Annotated in this window: 16 protein-coding genes; 7 read left to right on the top strand and 9 right to left on the bottom strand. The window is 74.1% G+C overall.

Translation table 11 applies throughout. The features are described 5' to 3' along the window. Window positions 1–67: 67 nt before the first annotated feature. On the top strand, window positions 68–988 hold the full coding sequence (locus VF202_02725) for a DUF4388 domain-containing protein (protein HEX7039009.1): 921 nt from the start codon (window positions 68–70) through the stop codon (window positions 986–988). Continuing rightward, on the top strand, window positions 988–2,457 hold the full coding sequence (locus VF202_02720) for a HAMP domain-containing protein (GenBank protein ID HEX7039008.1): 1,470 nt from the start codon (window positions 988–990) through the stop codon (window positions 2,455–2,457). The genes VF202_02725 and VF202_02720 overlap by 1 nt, the downstream gene beginning before the upstream one ends. A 97-nt stretch (window positions 2,458–2,554) precedes the next feature. Here the strand turns inward: VF202_02720 and glyA are convergent, their stop codons facing one another. Beyond that, window positions 2,555–3,769 carry a serine hydroxymethyltransferase gene (gene glyA, locus VF202_02715; GenBank protein ID HEX7039007.1) on the bottom strand — a complete coding sequence of 405 codons (1,215 nt, stop codon included), beginning with the start codon at window positions 3,767–3,769 and terminating at the stop codon, window positions 2,555–2,557. A 239-nt stretch (window positions 3,770–4,008) separates the two neighbouring features. Between glyA and VF202_02710 the strand changes: the two genes are divergently transcribed. Further along, window positions 4,009–4,764, top strand: coding sequence for a glucose 1-dehydrogenase (locus VF202_02710; protein HEX7039006.1), 756 nt, complete (start codon window positions 4,009–4,011; stop codon window positions 4,762–4,764). 126 nt (window positions 4,765–4,890) lie between these two features. Here the strand turns inward: VF202_02710 and VF202_02705 are convergent, their stop codons facing one another. Next, window positions 4,891–5,520 carry a CYTH domain-containing protein gene (locus VF202_02705; GenBank protein ID HEX7039005.1) on the bottom strand — a complete coding sequence of 210 codons (630 nt, stop codon included), beginning with the start codon at window positions 5,518–5,520 and terminating at the stop codon, window positions 4,891–4,893. A gap of 112 nt (window positions 5,521–5,632) precedes the next feature. Between VF202_02705 and fusA the strand changes: the two genes are divergently transcribed. Beyond that, window positions 5,633–7,690, top strand: coding sequence for an elongation factor G (fusA, locus tag VF202_02700; protein HEX7039004.1), 2,058 nt, complete (start codon window positions 5,633–5,635; stop codon window positions 7,688–7,690). Between the two features lie 97 nt (window positions 7,691–7,787). On the opposite strand, the gene VF202_02695 is transcribed toward fusA, so the two are convergent. Next, entirely contained in the window at window positions 7,788–8,627 is an 840-nt protein-coding gene (locus tag VF202_02695; protein HEX7039003.1) for a hypothetical protein, read from the bottom strand. Between the two features lie 68 nt (window positions 8,628–8,695). Further along, the gene (gene metK / locus VF202_02690; protein HEX7039002.1) at window positions 8,696–9,871 is read right to left on the bottom strand and encodes a methionine adenosyltransferase; all 1,176 of its coding nucleotides are present in this window, start codon (window positions 9,869–9,871) and stop codon (window positions 8,696–8,698) included. Window positions 9,872–9,957: 86 nt separating this feature from the next. Here metK and VF202_02685 point away from each other — a divergent pair, with 86 nt between their 5' ends. Both VF202_02685 and VF202_02680 read left to right on the top strand, forming a co-directional pair. Then, entirely contained in the window at window positions 9,958–10,488 is a 531-nt protein-coding gene (locus tag VF202_02685) for a GNAT family N-acetyltransferase (GenBank protein HEX7039001.1), read from the top strand. Between the two features lie 84 nt (window positions 10,489–10,572). Beyond that, window positions 10,573–11,109, top strand: a complete 537-nt coding sequence (locus VF202_02680) for an NYN domain-containing protein (protein ID HEX7039000.1) — start codon at window positions 10,573–10,575, stop codon at window positions 11,107–11,109. Window positions 11,110–11,136: 27 nt separating this feature from the next. Here VF202_02680 and rfbF read toward each other — a convergent pair whose 3' ends face one another. The 5 genes from rfbF to VF202_02655 are packed head-to-tail and all read right to left on the bottom strand — an operon-like array spanning window position 11,137 to window position 16,276. Continuing rightward, complete coding sequence (gene rfbF / locus VF202_02675) at window positions 11,137–11,937, bottom strand: glucose-1-phosphate cytidylyltransferase (protein HEX7038999.1); 801 nt, start codon at window positions 11,935–11,937, stop codon at window positions 11,137–11,139. Next, on the bottom strand, window positions 11,934–13,280 hold the full coding sequence (locus VF202_02670; protein HEX7038998.1) for a Gfo/Idh/MocA family oxidoreductase: 1,347 nt from the start codon (window positions 13,278–13,280) through the stop codon (window positions 11,934–11,936). Before VF202_02670 ends, rfbF begins: the two co-directional genes overlap by 4 nt. After that, complete coding sequence (gene rfbC, locus VF202_02665) at window positions 13,277–13,843, bottom strand: dTDP-4-dehydrorhamnose 3,5-epimerase (protein HEX7038997.1); 567 nt, start codon at window positions 13,841–13,843, stop codon at window positions 13,277–13,279. The genes VF202_02670 and rfbC overlap by 4 nt, the downstream gene beginning before the upstream one ends. Beyond that, the gene (locus VF202_02660) at window positions 13,840–14,928 is read right to left on the bottom strand and encodes an SDR family oxidoreductase (protein HEX7038996.1); all 1,089 of its coding nucleotides are present in this window, start codon (window positions 14,926–14,928) and stop codon (window positions 13,840–13,842) included. The genes rfbC and VF202_02660 overlap by 4 nt, the downstream gene beginning before the upstream one ends. A gap of 49 nt (window positions 14,929–14,977) precedes the next feature. After that, window positions 14,978–16,276 (bottom strand): hypothetical protein, encoded by a 1,299-nt coding sequence (locus VF202_02655; GenBank protein HEX7038995.1) that lies wholly within the window; start codon window positions 16,274–16,276, stop codon window positions 14,978–14,980. 151 nt (window positions 16,277–16,427) lie between these two features. Here VF202_02655 and VF202_02650 point away from each other — a divergent pair, with 151 nt between their 5' ends. Then, window positions 16,428–18,020 carry a P-loop NTPase gene (locus tag VF202_02650; GenBank protein HEX7038994.1) on the top strand — a complete coding sequence of 531 codons (1,593 nt, stop codon included), beginning with the start codon at window positions 16,428–16,430 and terminating at the stop codon, window positions 18,018–18,020. Window positions 18,021–18,034: the final 14 nt, after the last annotated feature.

The raw sequence follows: 18,034 nt of genomic DNA, 5'->3' as shown, positions 1-18,034 counted from the left end.
GGTATCACGCGGGGCAGTGGCGCCAGAGCGCTGTTAGGATGGCGCGAAACATGCCTGGAGCGGACGCGTGACGAGTCTCAGCGGGCGCCTCGGACCCGGGGCGCTGGCCGACCTGCTGCAGTACATGGCGCTCTCGCGCGCCTCGGGCTGCCTGCTGCTGCGTCACCCGCAGCAGCGGCAGGCGTACGTCTACCTGGAGAGCGGCCGCGTCGTGTTCGTCGACGCCAGGCCGCTCCACGACGTCGCGGCGCTGAGCGAGCTGCTCGGCTGGCAGGACGGCCGCTTCGCCTTCCGCGCCGGCGTGCCGTCGCCGCGGCGGACCCTCGACATGCCCATGGAGGCGCTGCTGCTCGAGGCCGCGCGGCGCGCCGACGAGCCCGCGAACGGGGCCGTCGACCCCGACTCGGTCCTCACGGCGGTCAGCGGCGAGCCCGCCGACCCGCCGCGCTCGTCCCTGGCCGGCCCGCTGGCGCGCGACGCGTACGGCGACGGGCCGTTCGGCCCCGTCCGCGTCCTCGGCGAGGTCGGCGACGCCTACCTGGGCGTCGGCGTGGCCGCGCCGGAGAGCGTGTCGCTCTCGCTCGCGGCCCTGCACCTGTGGCGGCGCCTCGACGGCGTCTCCAGCCTGCGCCAGCTGGCCGCGGCGTCGGGCCGGCCCCTGGCCGAGGTCGTCGCCGCCGGCGACGAGCTGCTCGGGTGCGGCCTGGCCCGCTTCGAGTCGGTGGCCGTCGCCGACCCGCGCTTCCCGCAGGAGCTGGCCAGGGAGGCCGTCGACCTGCTCGGACCGGTGGGCGCGATCGTCGTGGAGGACGCCCTCTACGAGCTGGGGCTCAGCGCCGACGCCGTGCCGGTGGGCCGCGTGGGCGAGCTCGTCGCGGCGATCGAGTCGGCCTTCGGCGACGCCGCCGCCCGCCAGGAGTTCGCGCGACGCGCGGCCGAGCTGAGGGACATGTTCGCGCTCGACCCCGTGCCAGCCGGGAGGCAGTGATGGACTACGTGGTCGTCGTCCTCAGCCCCTTGCCGGAGGACCTGACAGGGATCACGAGCTTCGTGGCGCAGCGCTTCAAGATCCCGGAGGACCGCGCGGCGCAGCTCCTGCGCCGCGTGCCGGGGCCGGTCACGAAGCCCGTCGCGGAGGCGCAGGCGCGCACCGTGGCGGCGATCCTCGCCGAGGCCGGCCTGGAGGTCGAGCTGCGCGAGGGCGGCGTCGACGGGCCCGCCGTGCCCTTCGCCGCGCCGGCGCCGCCGGCGGACGCCGGGGACCGCGAGGCGGGGGCGCCGAGCGAGACCGCGCCGCCGGGGCAGCCGTTCGACCCGCGCGCCGAGGGGCTGGGCATCGGCCCGTCGCCGGCCCGGGTCCGCGCCGCCGAGGAGGAGGGGCGGGCGGCGGAGGCCGAGACCGGCGCCGCCGAGGACGGGGTAGGCGCCGCCGAGGAGGCGGTCGCCCCGGGCGAGCGGGCCGCGGGGTCCTCGCACGAGGCCGCTGCCGAGGGAGGGAGCGCCGAGCGCGCTCCGGAGGCGGACGACGGGCCCGAGGAGGCCGCCCGCTCCACGCAGGCCCCGCCGGCCGGCACGACGACGACCACGCCGCCGCGCGACCCCACGAAGACCACCCTGGTGCGCGAGCCGCCCGACGTCGACAGGCGCGGCCTGCGCCGCCGCATCGCCACGGCCGCGACGCTGCCGGCGGTGCTCACGCTGCTCGCCGCGCTCGTCGTCCTGAGCGCCACGCTCCTGCCGGCCCTGCGCGCCCAGCAGCTCGAGCGCGCCCAGGGCACGGCGACGGCGGTGGCGGCCACGATCGAGGGCCTCTCCGGCGGCCTGCCGGCGTCGTCCCCGGTGATCAGGGCGCGGCTCGTCGGCGTGCAGGACCGGGCCGCTGCCGAGCTCGCCGACCAGGGCGTGGCGTTCGTCGCCGTCGTGGGCGCCGACGGGCGGACGGTGCTCGGCTGGGAGGGGCGGGGCGACCAGCTCTCGCCGGCGACGAGCGGGCTCGTCGAGGAGGCCGCCAGGGGCGCCTTGCCGCTGCCCGAGGCCGGCTGGGTGGACTCGCTCTCGCGCACCTGGGGGACGCTGCTCACGGTCGTCGGCCTACGCGAGGCCGAGCCGGTGGTGGCCGCCGCGCGCATGGAGCGCCTCGGCTCGCCGCTGGGCACCGTGGTCGTGGGCGTGGACCCTTCGGGCCTGCGCGACGACCTCGGTCGCGTGCTGCTGACCGCGCTGCTCGTGGGCCTGGTCCCCGTGCTGTTCGCCGTGCTCGCCGCGCTCTCGCTCACGCGCGGCATCACCGACGCCGTGCGCTACCTGCTGGTGGCCACCGACCGCATCAGCCATGGCGACCTGGAGCAGCCCGTGGAGCTGAGGCGCGACGACGAGCTGGGGCAGATCGCCAGGGCCGTGGAGCGCATGCGCATCAGCCTGCGCGAGGGGCTGGAGCGTCTCAGGCGCCGGCGCTGACGCCGGGCCCGCGGCGGCGGTCCGACGCCGACGCGAGGCTCGCGGCAGGCGGCGGGCGGGACGCTAGCCCCCTGGCCGTCAGGGGCGCGGCTCGCCCTCAGGCCGGCAGCGGCCGCGCGTCCGTGAGCTCGCGCACGCGCGCCGCGACCTTGGCCGGGTCGGCGCCGCTCAGCGTCTCGTCGATGAGCTCGGCGATCACGGGCATGTCCTCGGCGGTGAACCCGCGCGTGGTGATCGCCGGCGTGCCGATCCTGATGCCGGAGGTGACCCACGGCTTCTCGGGGTCGTAGGGGATCATGCTCTTGCTCACCGTGATCAGCGCGGCGTCGAGCAGGTTGCTGGCCTTGTTGCCCTTGAGGCCCTGCGGCCTGAGGTCGACGACGAACATGTGGTTGTCGGTGCCGCCCGAGACGATGCGGTAGCCGCGCTCCGCCAGCGCCCGCGCCAGCGCGGCGGCGTTCTCGAGCACGCGCCGCGTGTACTCCCGGAACTCCTCGGTGAGCGCCTCGCCGAAGGCGACGGCCTTGCCGGCGATCACGTGCATCAGCGGCCCGCCCTGCGTGCCGGGGAAGATCGTCCGCGCCACCTTGGCCCCCACCTCCTCGTCCTGGCCGAGGATCAGCCCGCCGCGCGGGCCGCGCAGCGTCTTGTGCGTCGTGCTCGTCACGACGTGCGCGTGGGGCAGCGGGTGCGGGTGGAGGCCGACGGCGACCGGCCCGGCGATGTGCGCGATGTCGGCCATGAGGTAGGCGCCCACCGCGTCGGCGACCTGGCGGAAGCGCGCGAAGTCGATGAGGCGGCTGTACGCCGACGCCCCGGCGATGATCAGCCTGGGCCGGAACTCCTCGGCGATCCTGGCGAGCTCGTCGTAGTCGATGCGCTCGGTCTCGCGGTCGACCGGGTAGCCCCTCACCTCGTAGTAGATGCCCGAGAAGTTCACGGGCGAGCCGTGCGTGAGGTGGCCGCCGTGGGCGAGGTCCATGCCGAGGACCCTGTCGCCCGGCTGGAGCAGCGCGTAGTAGGTCGCCAGGTTCGCGCTCGAGCCGGAGTGCGGCTGCACGTTCGCCCAGGTGGAGCCGAAGAGCTCGTTGCAGCGAGCGATCGCCAGGCGCTCGACCTCGTCGACGAACTCGCAGCCGCCGTAGTAGCGCTTGCCCGGGTAGCCCTCGGCGTACTTGTTCGTCAGCACCGACCCCACGGCCTCCAGGACCTGGCGTGACACGAAGTTCTCGGAGGCTATGAGCTCCAGGCCCGCGCGCTGGCGCTCGTGCTCGCGGGCGATGAGGTCGAAGACCGTGGCGTCGCGCTGCATGGCGACGAGTATAAGTCGGCCCTCCGGCACGCCCGCTCCCGTCGTGACGCGCGGCGCGGCACCGCGCGGGACGTCGGTCGCTGCGGCCGCCGCGGAGGACCGCCGCCGCGCCTCTCCGGCGCCGGGACATCCGCTCCTGGGGCGTCGCGCGCCGCGGTGGCAGGGTGAGGGCGCGGGCCCATACTCGGGCGTCGCGCAGCCGCCGCTGGTCGCGTAGGGCGGCGGGGAAGGAGCTATCTATGGCACGCCTGGAGGGCAAGGTCGCGCTGGTCACCGGCGGCGCGTCTGGCATCGGTCGGGCCGTGGTGGAGGCCTACGCCAGGGAGGGCGCCAAGGTCGCCGTCGTCGACCTCACGGAGGAGAGCGGGCGCGAGACCGTGGCGTCCGTGACGGCCGCCGGCGGCGAGGCGGTCTTCGTGCGGGCCGACGTGTCGCGGCCCGAGGACAACGAGCGCATGGTGCGCGAGACCGTCGAGCGCTTCGGGGCGCTGCACGTCGCCTGCAACAACGCCGGCATCGGCGGCGAGGTCAACCCCGTCGCCGACTACAGCGTCGAGGGCTGGCAGAAGATCATCGCCGTCAACCTCTCCAGCGTGTTCTACGCGATGAAGCACGAGATCCCCGCGATGCTGGCGGCCGGCGGCGGCGCGATCGTCAACATGGCGTCGATCCTCGGGGCGGTCGGCTGGGCGACGTCGGCGGGCTACGTCGCCGCCAAGCACGGCGTCCTGGGCCTGACGAAGTCGGCCGCGCTCGAGTACGCGTCCAAGGGCGTGCGCGTGAACGCGATAGGCCCGGCGTTCATCCGCACCCCGCTCATCGCGGCGCTAGAGGACGACAAGGCCGCGCACGACATGCTGGTGTCGCTGCACCCGATCGGCAGGCTGGGCGAGCCCGAGGAGGTGGCGTCGCTGGCGGTGTTCCTGGCGAGCGACGAGGCGTCGTTCGTGCACGGCGCGTACTTCCCGGTGGACGGCGGCTACCTGGCGCGTTGAGGGCCCCATCGGCCCGCGACCGGGGCGAGCGGCGACCGCCCGCGGACCCGACCGGCGACCGGAGGGCCGTGCGACGGGGCGCGCCCTCGGGCCCGACGGGAGGCCGCAGTTGACGAGAGCCGCGCCCTAGCCGAAAGCGGCCAGCAGGGCCAGCGCGCGCTCCAGCTTCGAGGCGCTCGACGGCGTGAGCGGCACGATCGTGCCCACGGCGTCGGCCAGCGCGCGCATGCGGCCGACGGCGTCGTCGCCCTCGGCCAGCGCCTCGACCTCGACCTCGTTGAACCGCACCGCGGCGTCCTCCCGGCCGGGCGCGCGGCACTCGACGGCGTCGAAGGCCAGCTCGGCCACGGGCCCGCGCGCGTCGCTGGCCACGAGCCGCACGCGCTCGACCCACAGCTCGGCCACGGGCGCGAGCGCCTCGGGGTCGGCGGACGCGGGCAGGGCGGCCAGCACCTCGCCGGGCCAGCCGTCGCCCGCCATGGGCACCTCGAGCTCGGGGCGGGCGTGCAGCTCGCCGTCGCGCGTCGCCGCGCCCTTCAGCGTCGCGAGGGTCACGCTGGGCCGGTGCCGGCGCCGCAGCGCCGCGCCGGCGGCGCGCAGCTCGCCCCGCGGCGTGTCGTAGTAGACGTCGACGTAGCGCTCCACCGTCGGCGAGCCGAGCTCGAGCCCGCTGTCCCGCGTCGCCGCGGCCAGCTCGGCGTGGCTCGGCACGTGCTCGTCGGTCGTCGAGTACTTCAGCTCGCGCTCCACGTCCACATCCGGACTCTAGCGCCTCTGCTACCATGGCCCCACTTCCAGCCAAGCGCGTCCGCCCGGTGGGAGCGGGCACGTCACGGAACTCAGGCCTCGCCCGAGGATTGGAGCCGAGATGTCAGACATCCGCAACGTCGCGGTCCTATCTCACAGCGGCGCCGGCAAGACGTCTCTGGTCGAGGCCCTCCTCTACCGCGCTGGGGCCATCCCCACGCTCGGCTCGGTCGAGGACGGCACGACCGCGTCCGACTACACGCCGGAGGAGAAGCGCCGCAAGATCTCGATCTACGCCACGGTCCACCCGCTCACCTGGAAGGGTCAGCGCTTCAACGTCATCGACACGCCCGGCTACGCCGACTTCGTCAGCGAGATCCGCGGGGCGATGGCCGCCGCCGACTCGGCGATGATCGTCGTGTCGGCCGTCTCCGGCGTCGCCGTCGGCACCGAGCGCGTGTGGAACTCGAGCCTCGAGCGCGAGCTCTCGACCATGGTCGTCGTCAACAAGATGGACCGCGAGAACGCGGACTTCTTCCGCACGATGGCCGAGATCGAGTCGACGCTGGCGGGCAACCTCGCGGCGATCCAGGTGCCCATCGGCCAGGCCGAGTCGTTCCGCGGCATCGTCGACCTCCTCGGCATGCAGGCCTACCAGTGGGACGACGGCGAGCCGCGGCCGGTCCCCATGCCGGACGAGGTGGCGGGGCTGGCGCAGGAGTACCGCGACAGGCTCGTGGAGGCGATCGTCGAGACGGACGACGACCTCATGATGAAGTACCTCGAGGACGCCGACATCGGCGACGACGAGCTGAAGCGGGCCTTCGACTCCGCGGTGCGCCGCAACGAGCTCACGCCGGTGCTGCTCACGTCGGCGACGAAGGTCATGGGCGTCAGCCTCCTGCTCGACTTCATGCTCGAGGGCGTGCGGCAGGTCGAGGACCACAAGCCGCTGCGGGTCGACAGGGGCGAGCCGCCCAAGCTCGGCCCCGACGCCCCGTTCACGGCCCGCGTGTTCAAGACCGTGATCGACCCGTACATGGGCAAGGTCTCGCTGATGCGCGTGCTGGGCGGCTCGCTCAAGGCCGGCGACGCCGTCGTCGACACGACGAAGGGCGAGGAGGTGAAGACCGCCCACCTCTACGTGCCGGAGGGCAAGGACCTCAAGGAGGTCAAGGAGCTGACGGCGGGGATGATCGGCGCCCTGAACAAGGCCGACGTCGTCGCCACCGGCGACACCCTGGCCGTGCCGGGCGTGGACCTCGTGCTCTCGCAGATCCGCATGCCCGAGCCCGTGATGGCGTTGGCCCTCTACCCGAAGAGCCGCGGCGACGAGGACAAGCTGGGCGACGCCCTGCACCGGCTCCTCGACGCCGACCCCGGCCTGCGCCTCGAGCGCAACGCCGACACCAGGGAGACGGTGCTGTGGGGCATGGGGCACGTGCACCTCGAGATCGCCGCCCAGGTCCTGAAGGAGCGCTACGGCGTCGACGTCGAGACCCGCACGCCGCTCGTCGCTTACCGCGAGACGATCGCGGGCACCGGCGACGCCCGCTACCGGCACAAGAAGCAGACCGGCGGCGCCGGGCAGTTCGCCGAGGTGGCGCTGCGCGTGGAGCCGCTGCCGCGCGGCGCGGGCTTCGAGTTCGAGTGGGCCGTCGTGGGCGGCGCGATCCCCACGCAGTTCCAGTCGAGCTGCGAGAAGGGCGTGCGCGCGGGCATGTCCTCGGGGGCGCTGGGGGGCTTCCCGGTGCAGGACGTGAAGGTCGTCGTCTACGACGGCAAGGACCACCCCGTGGACTCGAAGGACGTCGCCTTCCAGACGGCGGCCGCCCAGGCGTTCAAGGAGGCGATGGCCAAGGCGTCGCCGCAGCTCCTCGAGCCGCTGATGCTGGTGAAGGTCCGCGTCCCCGACCGCTTCACCGGCGACGTGATCTCCGACCTCAACACCCGCCGGGCGAGGATCCTCGGCATGGACGCCGAGGGCTCGGTGAGCGTCGTCAGCGCGCACGTGCCCATGTCGGAGCTGCAGAGCTACTCCGCCGACCTGCGCTCGATGACCGGCGGGCGCGGCGCCTTCTCGCTGAAGTTCGACAGGTACGAGGCCGTGCCGCACCAGGTGGCCGAGAGGGTGCTGGCCGCCCGCGCGTCCGAGGCCACCGAGCGCGCCGTCGGCTGAGGCGCCGTGGCTACGGGTCACGGGGGGCTCAGGGCGCCCCTGGTCCGGCCGAGGGCCGCGTCGCGCGGCGAGGTGCGGCCGGTCGGCGCCGCGAGCGTCAGATCCTGGCCAGGCGCTCCATGACGTCGGAGGCCAGCTCGCGGCCGAGCTCGTCGGCCTCGCGGGCCTCGCCGCTCACGCTGGCCTGCAGCGTGGTGTCGTCCTTGACGACGGCCCCCACCAGCGTGAGGTCGCCGTCGTCCGTCACCGTGGCGGACGCCCCGACGGGCAGCTCGCCCACGGCGGCGGCGAACGCGCGCTCGGCGCGCACGCGGTCGAAGCTGGGGCGGTGCTGCAGCGGGTAGATGGACTCGAAGGCGAGGTCGTCGTCGGCCCTCACGACGAGACCCACGGCCCCCTGGCCGGGGGCGGGCGTGAACGCCTCGACGTCGAGCAGCGCGCTCAGGTGGTCGCGCAGGTCGAGCGCGATGAGCGCCGCGGCCGGCATGACGATCGCGGCGAGCTCGCCCGAGGCCACCAGCGCGAGGCGCTGCTCCGGCGTGCCCGCCAGCAGCCGCGTCTGCACGCCCGGCCTGGCGGCCCTGAGGAAGGCCTCGTCGCGCGCCGAGAACACGCCGACGACGGCGCCCTGGGGCAGCTTGTCCAGCGAGCTCGAGCCCTTGGCGACGAGCGCGCTGCGGGCCTCAGGCCGGCGGCAGACGGCGGCGAGGGTCAGCTCGTCCGGCAGGTGCGGCGGGAGCGTGTCGAGCTGCACGACGGCGACGTCGATGTTGCCCTTGGCGAGGGCGTCGAGGAGCGGCGAGGAGCCCTCGCCGCCCTGGAGCGTGCGGACCGAGACGTGGAGGTCGGGCCACTCCTCGCTCAGCGCCTCCATGACGCCGCGTCCGTGGCGCACGGCCAGGGTCCCCTCCCTGTTGCCCAACACGATTCTCGCCATGGGCCAAGTCTAACCGAAGCGTCCGCCCTCTAGAACCCAGGAAGCCCGTCCTGAGCGAACTCTTCTGCTCACGCGACCTCCCGCGCCGCCGCCCTCAGGGCCTCCACCCTGTCCGTGCGCTCCCAGGGGAGGGACGGGTCGCCGAAGTGACCGTAGGAGCTCGTGGGCGTGTAGATGGGCCGGCGCAGGTCGAGCTCGGCGATGACCGCCGCGGGGCGCCCGTCGAAGCAGCGCCTCACGACCTCGACGAGCCTGTCGTCCGGCACCGCGCCGGTGCCGAAGGTGTCGACGTACATGCCCACGGGCCTGGCCACGCCGATCGCGTAGGCGAGCTGCACCTGGCAGCGGCCGGCGAGGCCGGCGGCGACCACGTTCTTGGCGATGTAGCGGGCGTAGTAGCTGCCCGAGCGGTCGACCTTCGTCGGGTCCTTGCCGCTGAACGCCCCGCCGCCGTGGGGCGCCGCGCCGCCGTAGGTGTCGACGATGATCTTGCGGCCGGTGAGGCCGGCGTCGGCGGCGGGCCCGCCCTCGACGAAGCGTCCCGTGGGGTTCACGAGGTAGTTGGCGCGCGAGGTGTCGAGACCGGGCGGCAGCACGGCCTCGATCACGCGCTCGACGAGGTCCTCGCGCAGCTCGACGAGGTCGATGCCGTCGTGGTGCTGCGCCGAGAGGACCACGGTGTCGAGGGCCGTGGCCACGCCGTCCTCGTAGACGAGCGTCACCTGGGTCTTGCCGTCGGGCCGCAGGTAGGGCAGCTCGCCGCTGCGGCGCACCTCGGCGAGGCGCCGCGCCATGCGGTGGGCCAGCGTGATGGGCAGGGGCATGAGCTCCGGCGTCTCGTCGATCGCGTAGCCGAACATCAGGCCCTGGTCGCCGGCGCCGATGAGGTCGAGGCTGTCGCCGCTCCCGGCCTCCACGGCGGCGTCGACGCCCCGGGCGATGTCGGGCGACTGCTCCGAGAGCGCGATCAGCACCGCCGAGTGGTCGGCGTCGAAGCCGTACGACGAGTCGACGTAGCCGACCTCGCGCGCCGCGCCGCGCACGCACGCCTGGACGTCGACGTCGGCCGTGGTCGTCACCTCGCCGGCGACGAGCGCCAGGCCCTTCGTCAGCAGGGTCTCCACGGCCACGCGGGCGTTCGGGTCCTGGGCTAGGATCGCGTCGAGCACGGAGTCGCTGATGCGGTCAGCGAGCTTGTCTGGGTGACCCTCGGTCACCGACTCAGCGGATACCAGTCTCGCCATGTGGGCTCCGGGCGCGGCCGCCGGCGCCGGCCGGCGGCACGCGGCCCCGGCAAGGATATCAGCACGCCGGCGCCTATACTCGCGGCGTGGGCCCGGCCGGTCTCGAGGTGAGGAGCGCCCGCGCGGCGGACGCGGCCGGCGTGACGAGGCTCCTCGAGGTCATCTACTCAGAGCAGAGCTACTTCGTCGGCGACGCTCCGGCGCCCGCCTCGTCGCTGGCCGCCCGCATCGCCGCCGACGACCCCACGCAGTCGCTCTACCTCGTCGCGCTCTGCGGCCGCGAGGTGGCCGGCTGGCTGGAGCTGCACCGCTCTGCGGCCTGGCGGCTCAGCCACGTGGCCGTGCTCACGCTGGCCGTCGCGCCCGCGCAGCGCCGCCGCGGCGTGGGCAGGAGCCTCATGCGGCGGTCGTACGACTGGTGCCGGCGCGTGGGCGTGCTGAAGGTCAGCCTCAACGTGCGCGCCGGGAACGCCGCGGCGATCGCGCTCTACGAGTCCGAGGGGTTCGTAGTCGAGGGGCGCGAGAGGGGGCAGGTGCGCCTGCGGCCCGGACGCGACGAGTTCGAGGACAACGTGATCATGGCGCGCTGGCTGGCGGGGGCGCCCCCGGGCGGCTAGGCGCCGTCGGGGCGGGCGCCGCCTCGGTGCGCCGCGACCGGCCCGCGGGCAGGGGCCCGCCACGGGCCGGGTAGACTGGCCGCCGTGAGCGGCGAGCCGGCCGACGCGTTCGAGTGGGGCGAGCAGCGCGTCGCCCTCTTCGTCGACACCCAGAACCTGTTCTACGCGGCCCGCGACCTGAGCCGCGCCGCCGTCGACTACGCCAGGCTCCTCGAGGTCGCCGGGCGCGGTCGTCGGCTGGCGCAGGCGACGGCCTACGTCGTCGAGCGCGAGGGCGACACCGCGAACCACGGCTTCGTGGCCAAGCTCACCGCCCTCGGCTACCGCGTGAGGCGGCTGAAGGTGCGCGTGCGGGTGGGTGAGGACGACAGGCAGGTCCTCGAGGGCGACTGGGACCTCGGCATCGCCGTCGACGTCGTGAGGTCCCTCGGGCGCTGCGACGTCGTCGCGCTGGCGACCGGCGACGCCGACTTCACGCCGCTGGTGGAGCTGGCCCAGGAGCGCGGGGCGCGCGTCGAGGTGCTGGCGTTCCGCGACTTCGCCGGCCAGGAGCTGAAGGACGCCTGCGACCGGTTCGTCGACCTCACGCAGGTCGAGCGCATCTTCCTGCCGCCCCGCTGAGGACGACCGGGCGGCGGGGTCGTCCCCTCAGGGAGCGGTGACGGGCTCCCGCGTCGCCTCCCACACCTTCCACGGCGCCGCGCCCGAGGACCACATCTCCTCGAGCATCTGCTTCTCCTTGAGCGTGTCCATGCACGACCAGAATCCGTAGTGGCGGTAGCCCATGAGCTGGCCGTCGCGCACGAGGCGGTCGACGGGCTCGCGCTCCCAGACGCTGGCGTCGCCGTCGATGTAGTCGATGGCCTGCGGCTCGAGGACGAAGAAGCCGCCGTTGATCCAGCCCTCGCCCTCCTCGGGCTTCTCGTGGAAGTTCTCGACCCTGTCGCCCTCGAACGTGAGGTTCCCGAAGCGCGCCGGCGGCCGCACCGTGGTGACGGTGGCGAGGCGCCCGTGCGAACGGTGGAACGCCGCCAGCCTCCTCACGTCAAGGTCGGCCACGCCGTCGCCGTAGGTGAAGAAGAACGCCTCGCCGGGGGTCAGCCACCGCTCGAGGCGCTTGAGGCGCCCGCCCGTCATCGTGTGCAGGCCCGTGTCGACGAGGTGGACCTTCCAGGCGGGCTGGTTGCCGTCGTGGATCGTCGTCGCGCCGGTCGCGAGGTCGACGGTTATGTCGTTGTTGATGGCGTAGAAGTTCAGGAAGTAGTCCTTGATGACCTCGCCCTTGTAGCCGAGCGCGATCACGAACTCGTCCACGCCGCCGGCCTCGAAGATCTTCATGATGTGCCAGAGGATGGGGCGTCCCCCCACCTCGACCATGGGCTTGGGCTTCACCGTGGTCTCTTCTGAGAGCCGGGTCCCGAAGCCCCCGGCGAGGATCACAGCCTTCACGTCCTCACCTCCGCTGGCGCGTCGCCCCGCGCGGGCCGTGGCGCCTCGTCGCCAGGCGGCCCGAAGCGGCGCGCCTGGCGCGTGCGCAGCTCGTCGACGAGCCGCCCCTGCGGCAGCTCGACGTCGTCGTAGGTGATGACCCGGTCCCGGGGGACGTCGCGCTTCAGCCGGCAGCCCTCGGCGACGCCCATGGGCAGCAGGGAGAGGCGCCGGGTCTCCGCGGCCGTCTCGCACTGGCCGTAGGTCATGTACTCGCCCAGCCCGTCGAGGACCTCGCCGGCCTTCAGGTCGCGCTTCGCGGTCGCCACGACCTCGACGCGCATCGGTCCCGCCGGCGCCAGGACGGCGTCGCCGAACAGGACCGCGCGGGCCAGCGACGTGGGCACCTCGAAGTGGCAGAGGTGGTAGGGCGTGTAGAAGCTGTAGAGCGGGCCTGGGCCCAGCTTGTAGAGGTCCAGGTAGTGCCGCTGCTTCGGGTCGTCCTCGGCGGCGAAGACGAAGATGCCGGGGCTCGGTAGGGCGCCCACCAGGTAGTCGACGACGCCGCCCAGCTCCCGCAGCCTGTCGACGTCGTAGTAGCGCACCGCGGCGTCGACGTGCTCGCGGTGCTCGCGGCCCGTCATCCCGCGCCTCTCGATCGTGAACCCGAAGGCGTTGGCCACGTTCGCCTGCTCGAAGCTGATCTTCGTGCCGTCGGCGAAGCTCGTGACCATGCTCGGCCGCTGGCCCCAGCGCTCGGCGAACGCCTTCTGGGTCGTGGGGTTCCGGTACGGGTCCTGCAGGCCCTTGATGTTGCCGGCCACGAGGGGCTCGAGCCCGATGCCCTTCACGAAGCGGATGAGGTTCGCCTGCACGCCCGGCTGGTCGCCGTCGGAGACGGAGTAGACGACGCCGGCCTCGTCGGCCATGGCCTTGAGGATGGGCCCCACGGTGCCGTCGAGCTCGGCGTTCAGGAGCACGACGTGCTTGCCCGCCTCTATCGCCGCGACGACCGCGTGCGCGCCGTACTCGACGGCGCCGGTGGCCTCGAGCACGACGTCGACGCCGTCGGCCCGCGCCAGGAGCAGCGGGTCGTCGGTGACGACGGGGGTGCCGGACGCGAACGCCCTGGCCACCTCGGCGGCCGTCGCGGCGCGCGCGACCTCGGTGACGCCGGCGTAGGCGTAGGCCTCCTCGGCGCGCTGTGGCGTGCGGTTGGCTATCCCCACGAGCCGCATGCCCGGCGTGCGGTTGACGATCTGGTTCGCCACGCCGCGGCCCATGAACCCGGCGCCGACCATCGCCACGCGCACCGGACGGCCCTCCTCCTCGCGGCGCCTCAGCGCGGTGTCGACGAGGATCACCGGACCGCCTCCGTCGCCGCCGGGGGACGCGGCGCGGGCCGGAACGGCGGCCACGCCTCGTCCTTCGCGGAGACCACGGCGACCTCGCGCGGCCAGCGGATGCCCAGGGCCGGGTCGTCGTAGCGGATGCCGCGCTCCGCGCCGGGCGTGTAGAACTCGCCGACCTGGTAGACGACCTCGGCGCCGTCCGTGAGGGTGAGGTAGCCGTGCGCGAACATCTCGGGCACGTAGAGGGCCAGCCGGTTCTCGGCCGTGAGGTCGACGCCGAAGTGCCGCAGGTACGTGGGCGAGTCGGGCCGCAGGTCGACGATCACGTCGTGCACCGCCCCCGCCGTGCAGCGCACCAGCTTCGTCTCGGCGGCCGGCGGGAGCTGGTAGTGCATCCCGCGCAGCGTGCCGGCCGCGTGGTTGTACGAGAGGTTCGCCTGCACCACGACAGGCTTCAGCCCGTGCGCCGCGAACTCCTCGGCGCAGTAGGTGCGCGCGAAGAAGCCGCGGTGGTCCTCGCGCCGCTCGAGCTCCACGATGTACGCCCCCGGGAGCCCGGTCTCGGTGAAGATCACGCGCCCGCCTCCAGGGCCTCCGCCGGCACGGGCGGCTGGCCGGCGGCGGACGCCGCGTCCAGCGGCGTGCGCGCGTCGAGCCAGTAGAGGCGCTCGTCGACCTGGCCGGTGGCGAGCAGGTGCTTGAGCATCTTCAGGCGCGTGTACATGCGCGACTCGAACTGCTCGCGCGTGAGGCCGATGCGCTCGAACACCGCCCTGAGCTCCTCGGCGCCCTGCCGGGCGTCCCAGTCGCAGGAGAAGCCGGGCAGCTCCGCGGCGATCTTGTCGAAGCGCACGCGGTAGCTCCTGTTGTCGGCGCCGCGGTCGCCGAACGAGAGCCGGCAGCCGGGGAAGACGTCGGCGACGATCTCGGCGACCTCCCTGACGCGGTAGTTGTGGCGCGTGTCGCCGACGTTGAACACCTGGGCGTGCACGGCCTCGCGCGGCGCCTCGAGCGCGCAGGCCACGGCCTTGGCGATGTCGCGTCCGTGCACCAGCGGACGCCACGGCGTGCCGTCGGAGACCATGCGTATCTCGCCGGTCGTGTGCGCGTAGCCGGCGAGGTTGTTGAGCACGATGTCGAAGCGCATGCGCGGGCTGGCGCCGTAGGCGGTGGCGTTGCGCAGGAACGTGGGCGAGAAGCCGTCGTCGGCCAGCCGCGTGAGGTCGCGCTCGACGAGGACCTTGCACTCGGCGTAGGCGGTCTGCGGGTTCACCGGCGAGGTCTCGTCGACGAAGTCCCTCTCCGCCACCCCGTAGACGCTGCACGACGACATGTAGACGAAGCGCGTCACGCCCGCCTGCTTGGCGAGGTTGGCGAGGTTCACCGACCCCACGTGGTTGATCTCGTAGGTGATGGCGGGCAGCAGCTCGCCCGTGGGGTCGTTCGAGAGCTCGGCCATGTGCACGACGGCGTCGTAGCCGCGCAGGTCCTCGACGGTTAGCCGCCTGAGGTCCTGGGCCTTCGTGAGCGGCGTGGCGGCGGGGTCGTGGTAGAGCCAGCCCTCCTTGTAGAAGCCGGTGTCGACGCCCGTGACCTCGTGGCCGCGCCGCATCAGCTCCGGCGCGACTAGGGTGCCGAGGTAGCCCTCGGTTCCGGTCACCAGAACTCGCATCACCTTCACCTCTCGTCCCCAACCGCCCCCGGGGGCGCTAGGCGCCGCCGAGGACCGCGTCGGTCGTCTCCAGGTAGTCGAACAGCGCTCGCACGTACCGCTGCCACGCCCTCTCGGCCGCGTCCTCCGCCCGCCTGGCCGCGGCGGCGAGCCGGTCGGTGTCCCGACCCTCCGCCAGCGCCGCCTCCAGGGCCGCGGCCGCCTCGTCGCGGGCGGCCAGGAGCAGGTGCAGCTCCTCGTAGGCGAGCTCGAGCAGCGCCAGGGACTCCCGCTCGCGGGCGGGCTGCGCGGCCTCGAACTCGGCCAGCGCCCTCAGCGCGAGCTCCCGTTCGGCCAAGACCAGCGTCGAACGGCTCGATGAGCCGTTGCTGAAGAGCAGGCTGGCGCTCACCCCGAAGCGCAGGGCGCGGTCGTCGTCACCGCTGCTCCAGCCGAGCCGCGCGTCGGCCGTGGGCACGCCGCGGCGCAGGCCCAGCTCGGCGCCGACCGAGAACCCGCCGTCGCGGTAGGACGCCGTGACCTCGAGCTCGGGCAGGCTCTGGAACGGCAGCTCGCGCACGGCCAGGTCGGCGCGCTCGGCCGCGATGCGCAGCGCGGCGGCCTCGCGGTGCGGGGAGGCGCGCTCCACGCCGGGAGGCACGGGTCCCGCGAGGTAGGCGTCGGCGCTCGCGGACGCGCCGGCCACGCCGAGCTCGGCGAGGAGCGCTTCCCGCGGCCGGTAGGCGAGCCGCCGGCGCTCCAGCTCCACGTCGGCCAGGCCCGCCTCGACCTCGAGCGCGGCCAGCTCCTGCTCCGTGGCCCCGGCGGCCTGCGCCTCCGCGAGCGCCGCGGACGCCGCCGCGGCCTCCGCCTCGGCGTCCGCCAGCTCTCGCCGCGCCAGACGCTCCTGCGACAGCGCCAGCAGGCCCTGGCGCAGGTCGGCGCGGAGCTGGGCCCTGTACCTGCCCTCGGCCGCCGCCAGCGCGGCGCGCGCCGCGAGGAGGCGGTCCTCGTCGCGCTCGGCCCCCAGCTCGAGGAAGGCCTCGAAGCCGGCGTCCCAGCCGCCCTGGCCCGCCAGCAGGTCGAGCTCGTACTCGGCCTCCGGCGACGCCTCCAGCGCCACCGTGGGGTCCCAGAGCGCCAGGTCGAGCTCGTCGCGCGCGGCCTGGACCTGCGCGAGGCGCAGCGCCGCCTCGTCGCTGACCCTCGTCGCGAGCAGCGCGAGGTCCTCCCTCAAGGGGTCGGCCGACGCCGGCAGGGGGCCGAGAGGCTCCAGCGGCGAACGCGCCGCCGCCGACGCCAGGGTCAGGGCGAGCGCGAGCGCGACGCGGGCGCCCGGTCTCGCGGTCGTCGGCACGCGGCCAGGTTAGCGCCGGGGGCGGCGGGGCCCGCCCGCACCGTCACAGCGCCGGCGTCCTCCACCGGGCGGCTGTGAGTGCGGCTGAGAGCTCTCAGGAACCGTCTGCTACAGTCCGTTCTGGCCGAGCCATCGGCCCGAGAGAGGTCAGATGACCAACGACGTGTCGGTCGCCGTGGGCGAGGCCATGCGGCTCGTGCGCCGTGGCCTCAGCCTCGGGATGGTGCTGGCGGTCGTCTTCGGCCTCGCCGTCTACCTCTGGTCGCAGGGGCAGCCCCCCGTCTACGAGGCCGAGGCGACGGTGCTCGTGTCCTCCTCCACCGCCGACTTCAGGTCGTTCGGCGTGTCGCCGTTCGTGGCGCCGGCGATCGACGCCAGCGCCTACGAGGTGGCCAGCCGCAGCGACGCCGTGGCGAAGACGGCGCAGGCCCAGCTGGGCGAGCAGGACCAGCCGCCTTCTGCGATCCGCGCCCAGTACCGCGTGACGTCGCGCGACGACGGCACGTCGGCGCTGCTGACGATCACGGGACGCGCCGGCACGCCCGAGCGCGCGGCCGGCGTGGCGAACGCCGTGGCGTCGGCCCTCGTCGCCTGGGACGTCGAGCGCGCCACCCGCAGCGTGGGCCAGGTCGTGCAGGCGCTCGAGCAGCAGATCGCCGCGCTCACCGAGCAGGTGCGCGCGCTGCAGGCGCTCGGCGACCCGAGCCGGCAGTCGGAGATCGACGGCCTCATCTCGCTGCGCGCCCAGCAGCAGCAGTCGCTGGCCGTGGCGCGCGCCATGGGCGTGTCGGCCATCGGCCGGCTCGAGGTCATCCAGGAGGCCGTGCCGAGCGCCTCGCCGGTGGCGCCGCGTCCGCTGGTGAACGCGCTGCTGGCCGCGCTGGCCGGCCTCGTAGTGGCCTACGGCATCGTGATCCTGCGCTCGCTCATGAACACCCGCATCACCGACGTCGCCGAGGTCGAGGCCGTCTCCGGCGTGCCCATCCTCGCCGAGTTCCAGCGCCTCTCCAAGCCCGGCCGGCGCTTCCCGCGGGAGGCCGCGAGCTACCTGCGCACCGGCGTGCTCTTCGCCACCGCCGACGCCTCGCCGCGCGTGATCCTGGTGACGAGCGGGCGCTCGGGCGAGGGCAAGTCGGCCGTCGCCCTCAACCTCGCCGAGAGCTTCGCCCGCAACGACTACCGGACGCTGCTCGTCGACGCCGACCTCAGGCAGCCGGTGCTGTTCCAGGAGTACGGGCTCAGGCGCGGCCAGGCCTCGGAGCTGCTCGACTTCCTGCGCGACCCCGACGGACCGCACATGGTGGCCCGCGTGCCCCTCGGCGGACGCCAGCGCCTCGACATCGTCCCCTCGTTCCAGGTCTCGACCCAGGCGGCCGAGATCCTCGGGCGCGGCTTCTCGGCGTGCGTGAACCGCTGGGGCCACGACTACGACGTCATCGTCGTCGACTCGCCGCCTGTGCTGGCCGTGGCCGACGCCCTCACGATCGCGCCGTCGTGCACCGGCGCCGTCCTGGCCGTCAGCCTGCGCAAGGCCGACAGGCGGCCGCTGCGCGCCACCCTCGACCTGCTCCAGCGCATGGGCGTCAGGCTGCTCGGCATCGCCGCCACGATGGTCGACGAGCCGCGCCTGAGGACCGTCGGCTACGGCTACGGCTACGGCGCCCCGCCGCCCACGGAGCCCGCCGCCCCGCCCCGCCCCGAGGCGCGGGTCAGCGTGAGGTCCACGACCAACCGCCGCGGCTGAGCCGCGGCCCATGG

The sequence above is a fragment of the Trueperaceae bacterium genome (assembly GCA_036381035.1).
Taxonomy (GTDB): Bacteria; Deinococcota; Deinococci; order Deinococcales; family Trueperaceae; genus DASRWD01.
This window is presented reverse-complemented; position numbering and strand designations above follow the sequence as displayed.

Coding starts and splice junctions, on each gene's coding strand:
- VF202_02720 (HEX7039008.1), top strand. CDS start 988: ATGGACTACGTGGTCGTCGTCCTCAGCCCCTTGCCGGAGGACCTGACA.
- glyA (HEX7039007.1), bottom strand. CDS start 3,769: ATGCAGCGCGACGCCACGGTCTTCGACCTCATCGCCCGCGAGCACGAG.
- VF202_02710 (HEX7039006.1), top strand. CDS start 4,009: ATGGCACGCCTGGAGGGCAAGGTCGCGCTGGTCACCGGCGGCGCGTCT.
- fusA (HEX7039004.1), top strand. CDS start 5,633: ATGTCAGACATCCGCAACGTCGCGGTCCTATCTCACAGCGGCGCCGGC.
- VF202_02695 (HEX7039003.1), bottom strand. CDS start 8,627: ATGGCGAGAATCGTGTTGGGCAACAGGGAGGGGACCCTGGCCGTGCGC.
- metK (HEX7039002.1), bottom strand. CDS start 9,871: ATGGCGAGACTGGTATCCGCTGAGTCGGTGACCGAGGGTCACCCAGAC.
- VF202_02650 (HEX7038994.1), top strand. CDS start 16,428: ATGACCAACGACGTGTCGGTCGCCGTGGGCGAGGCCATGCGGCTCGTG.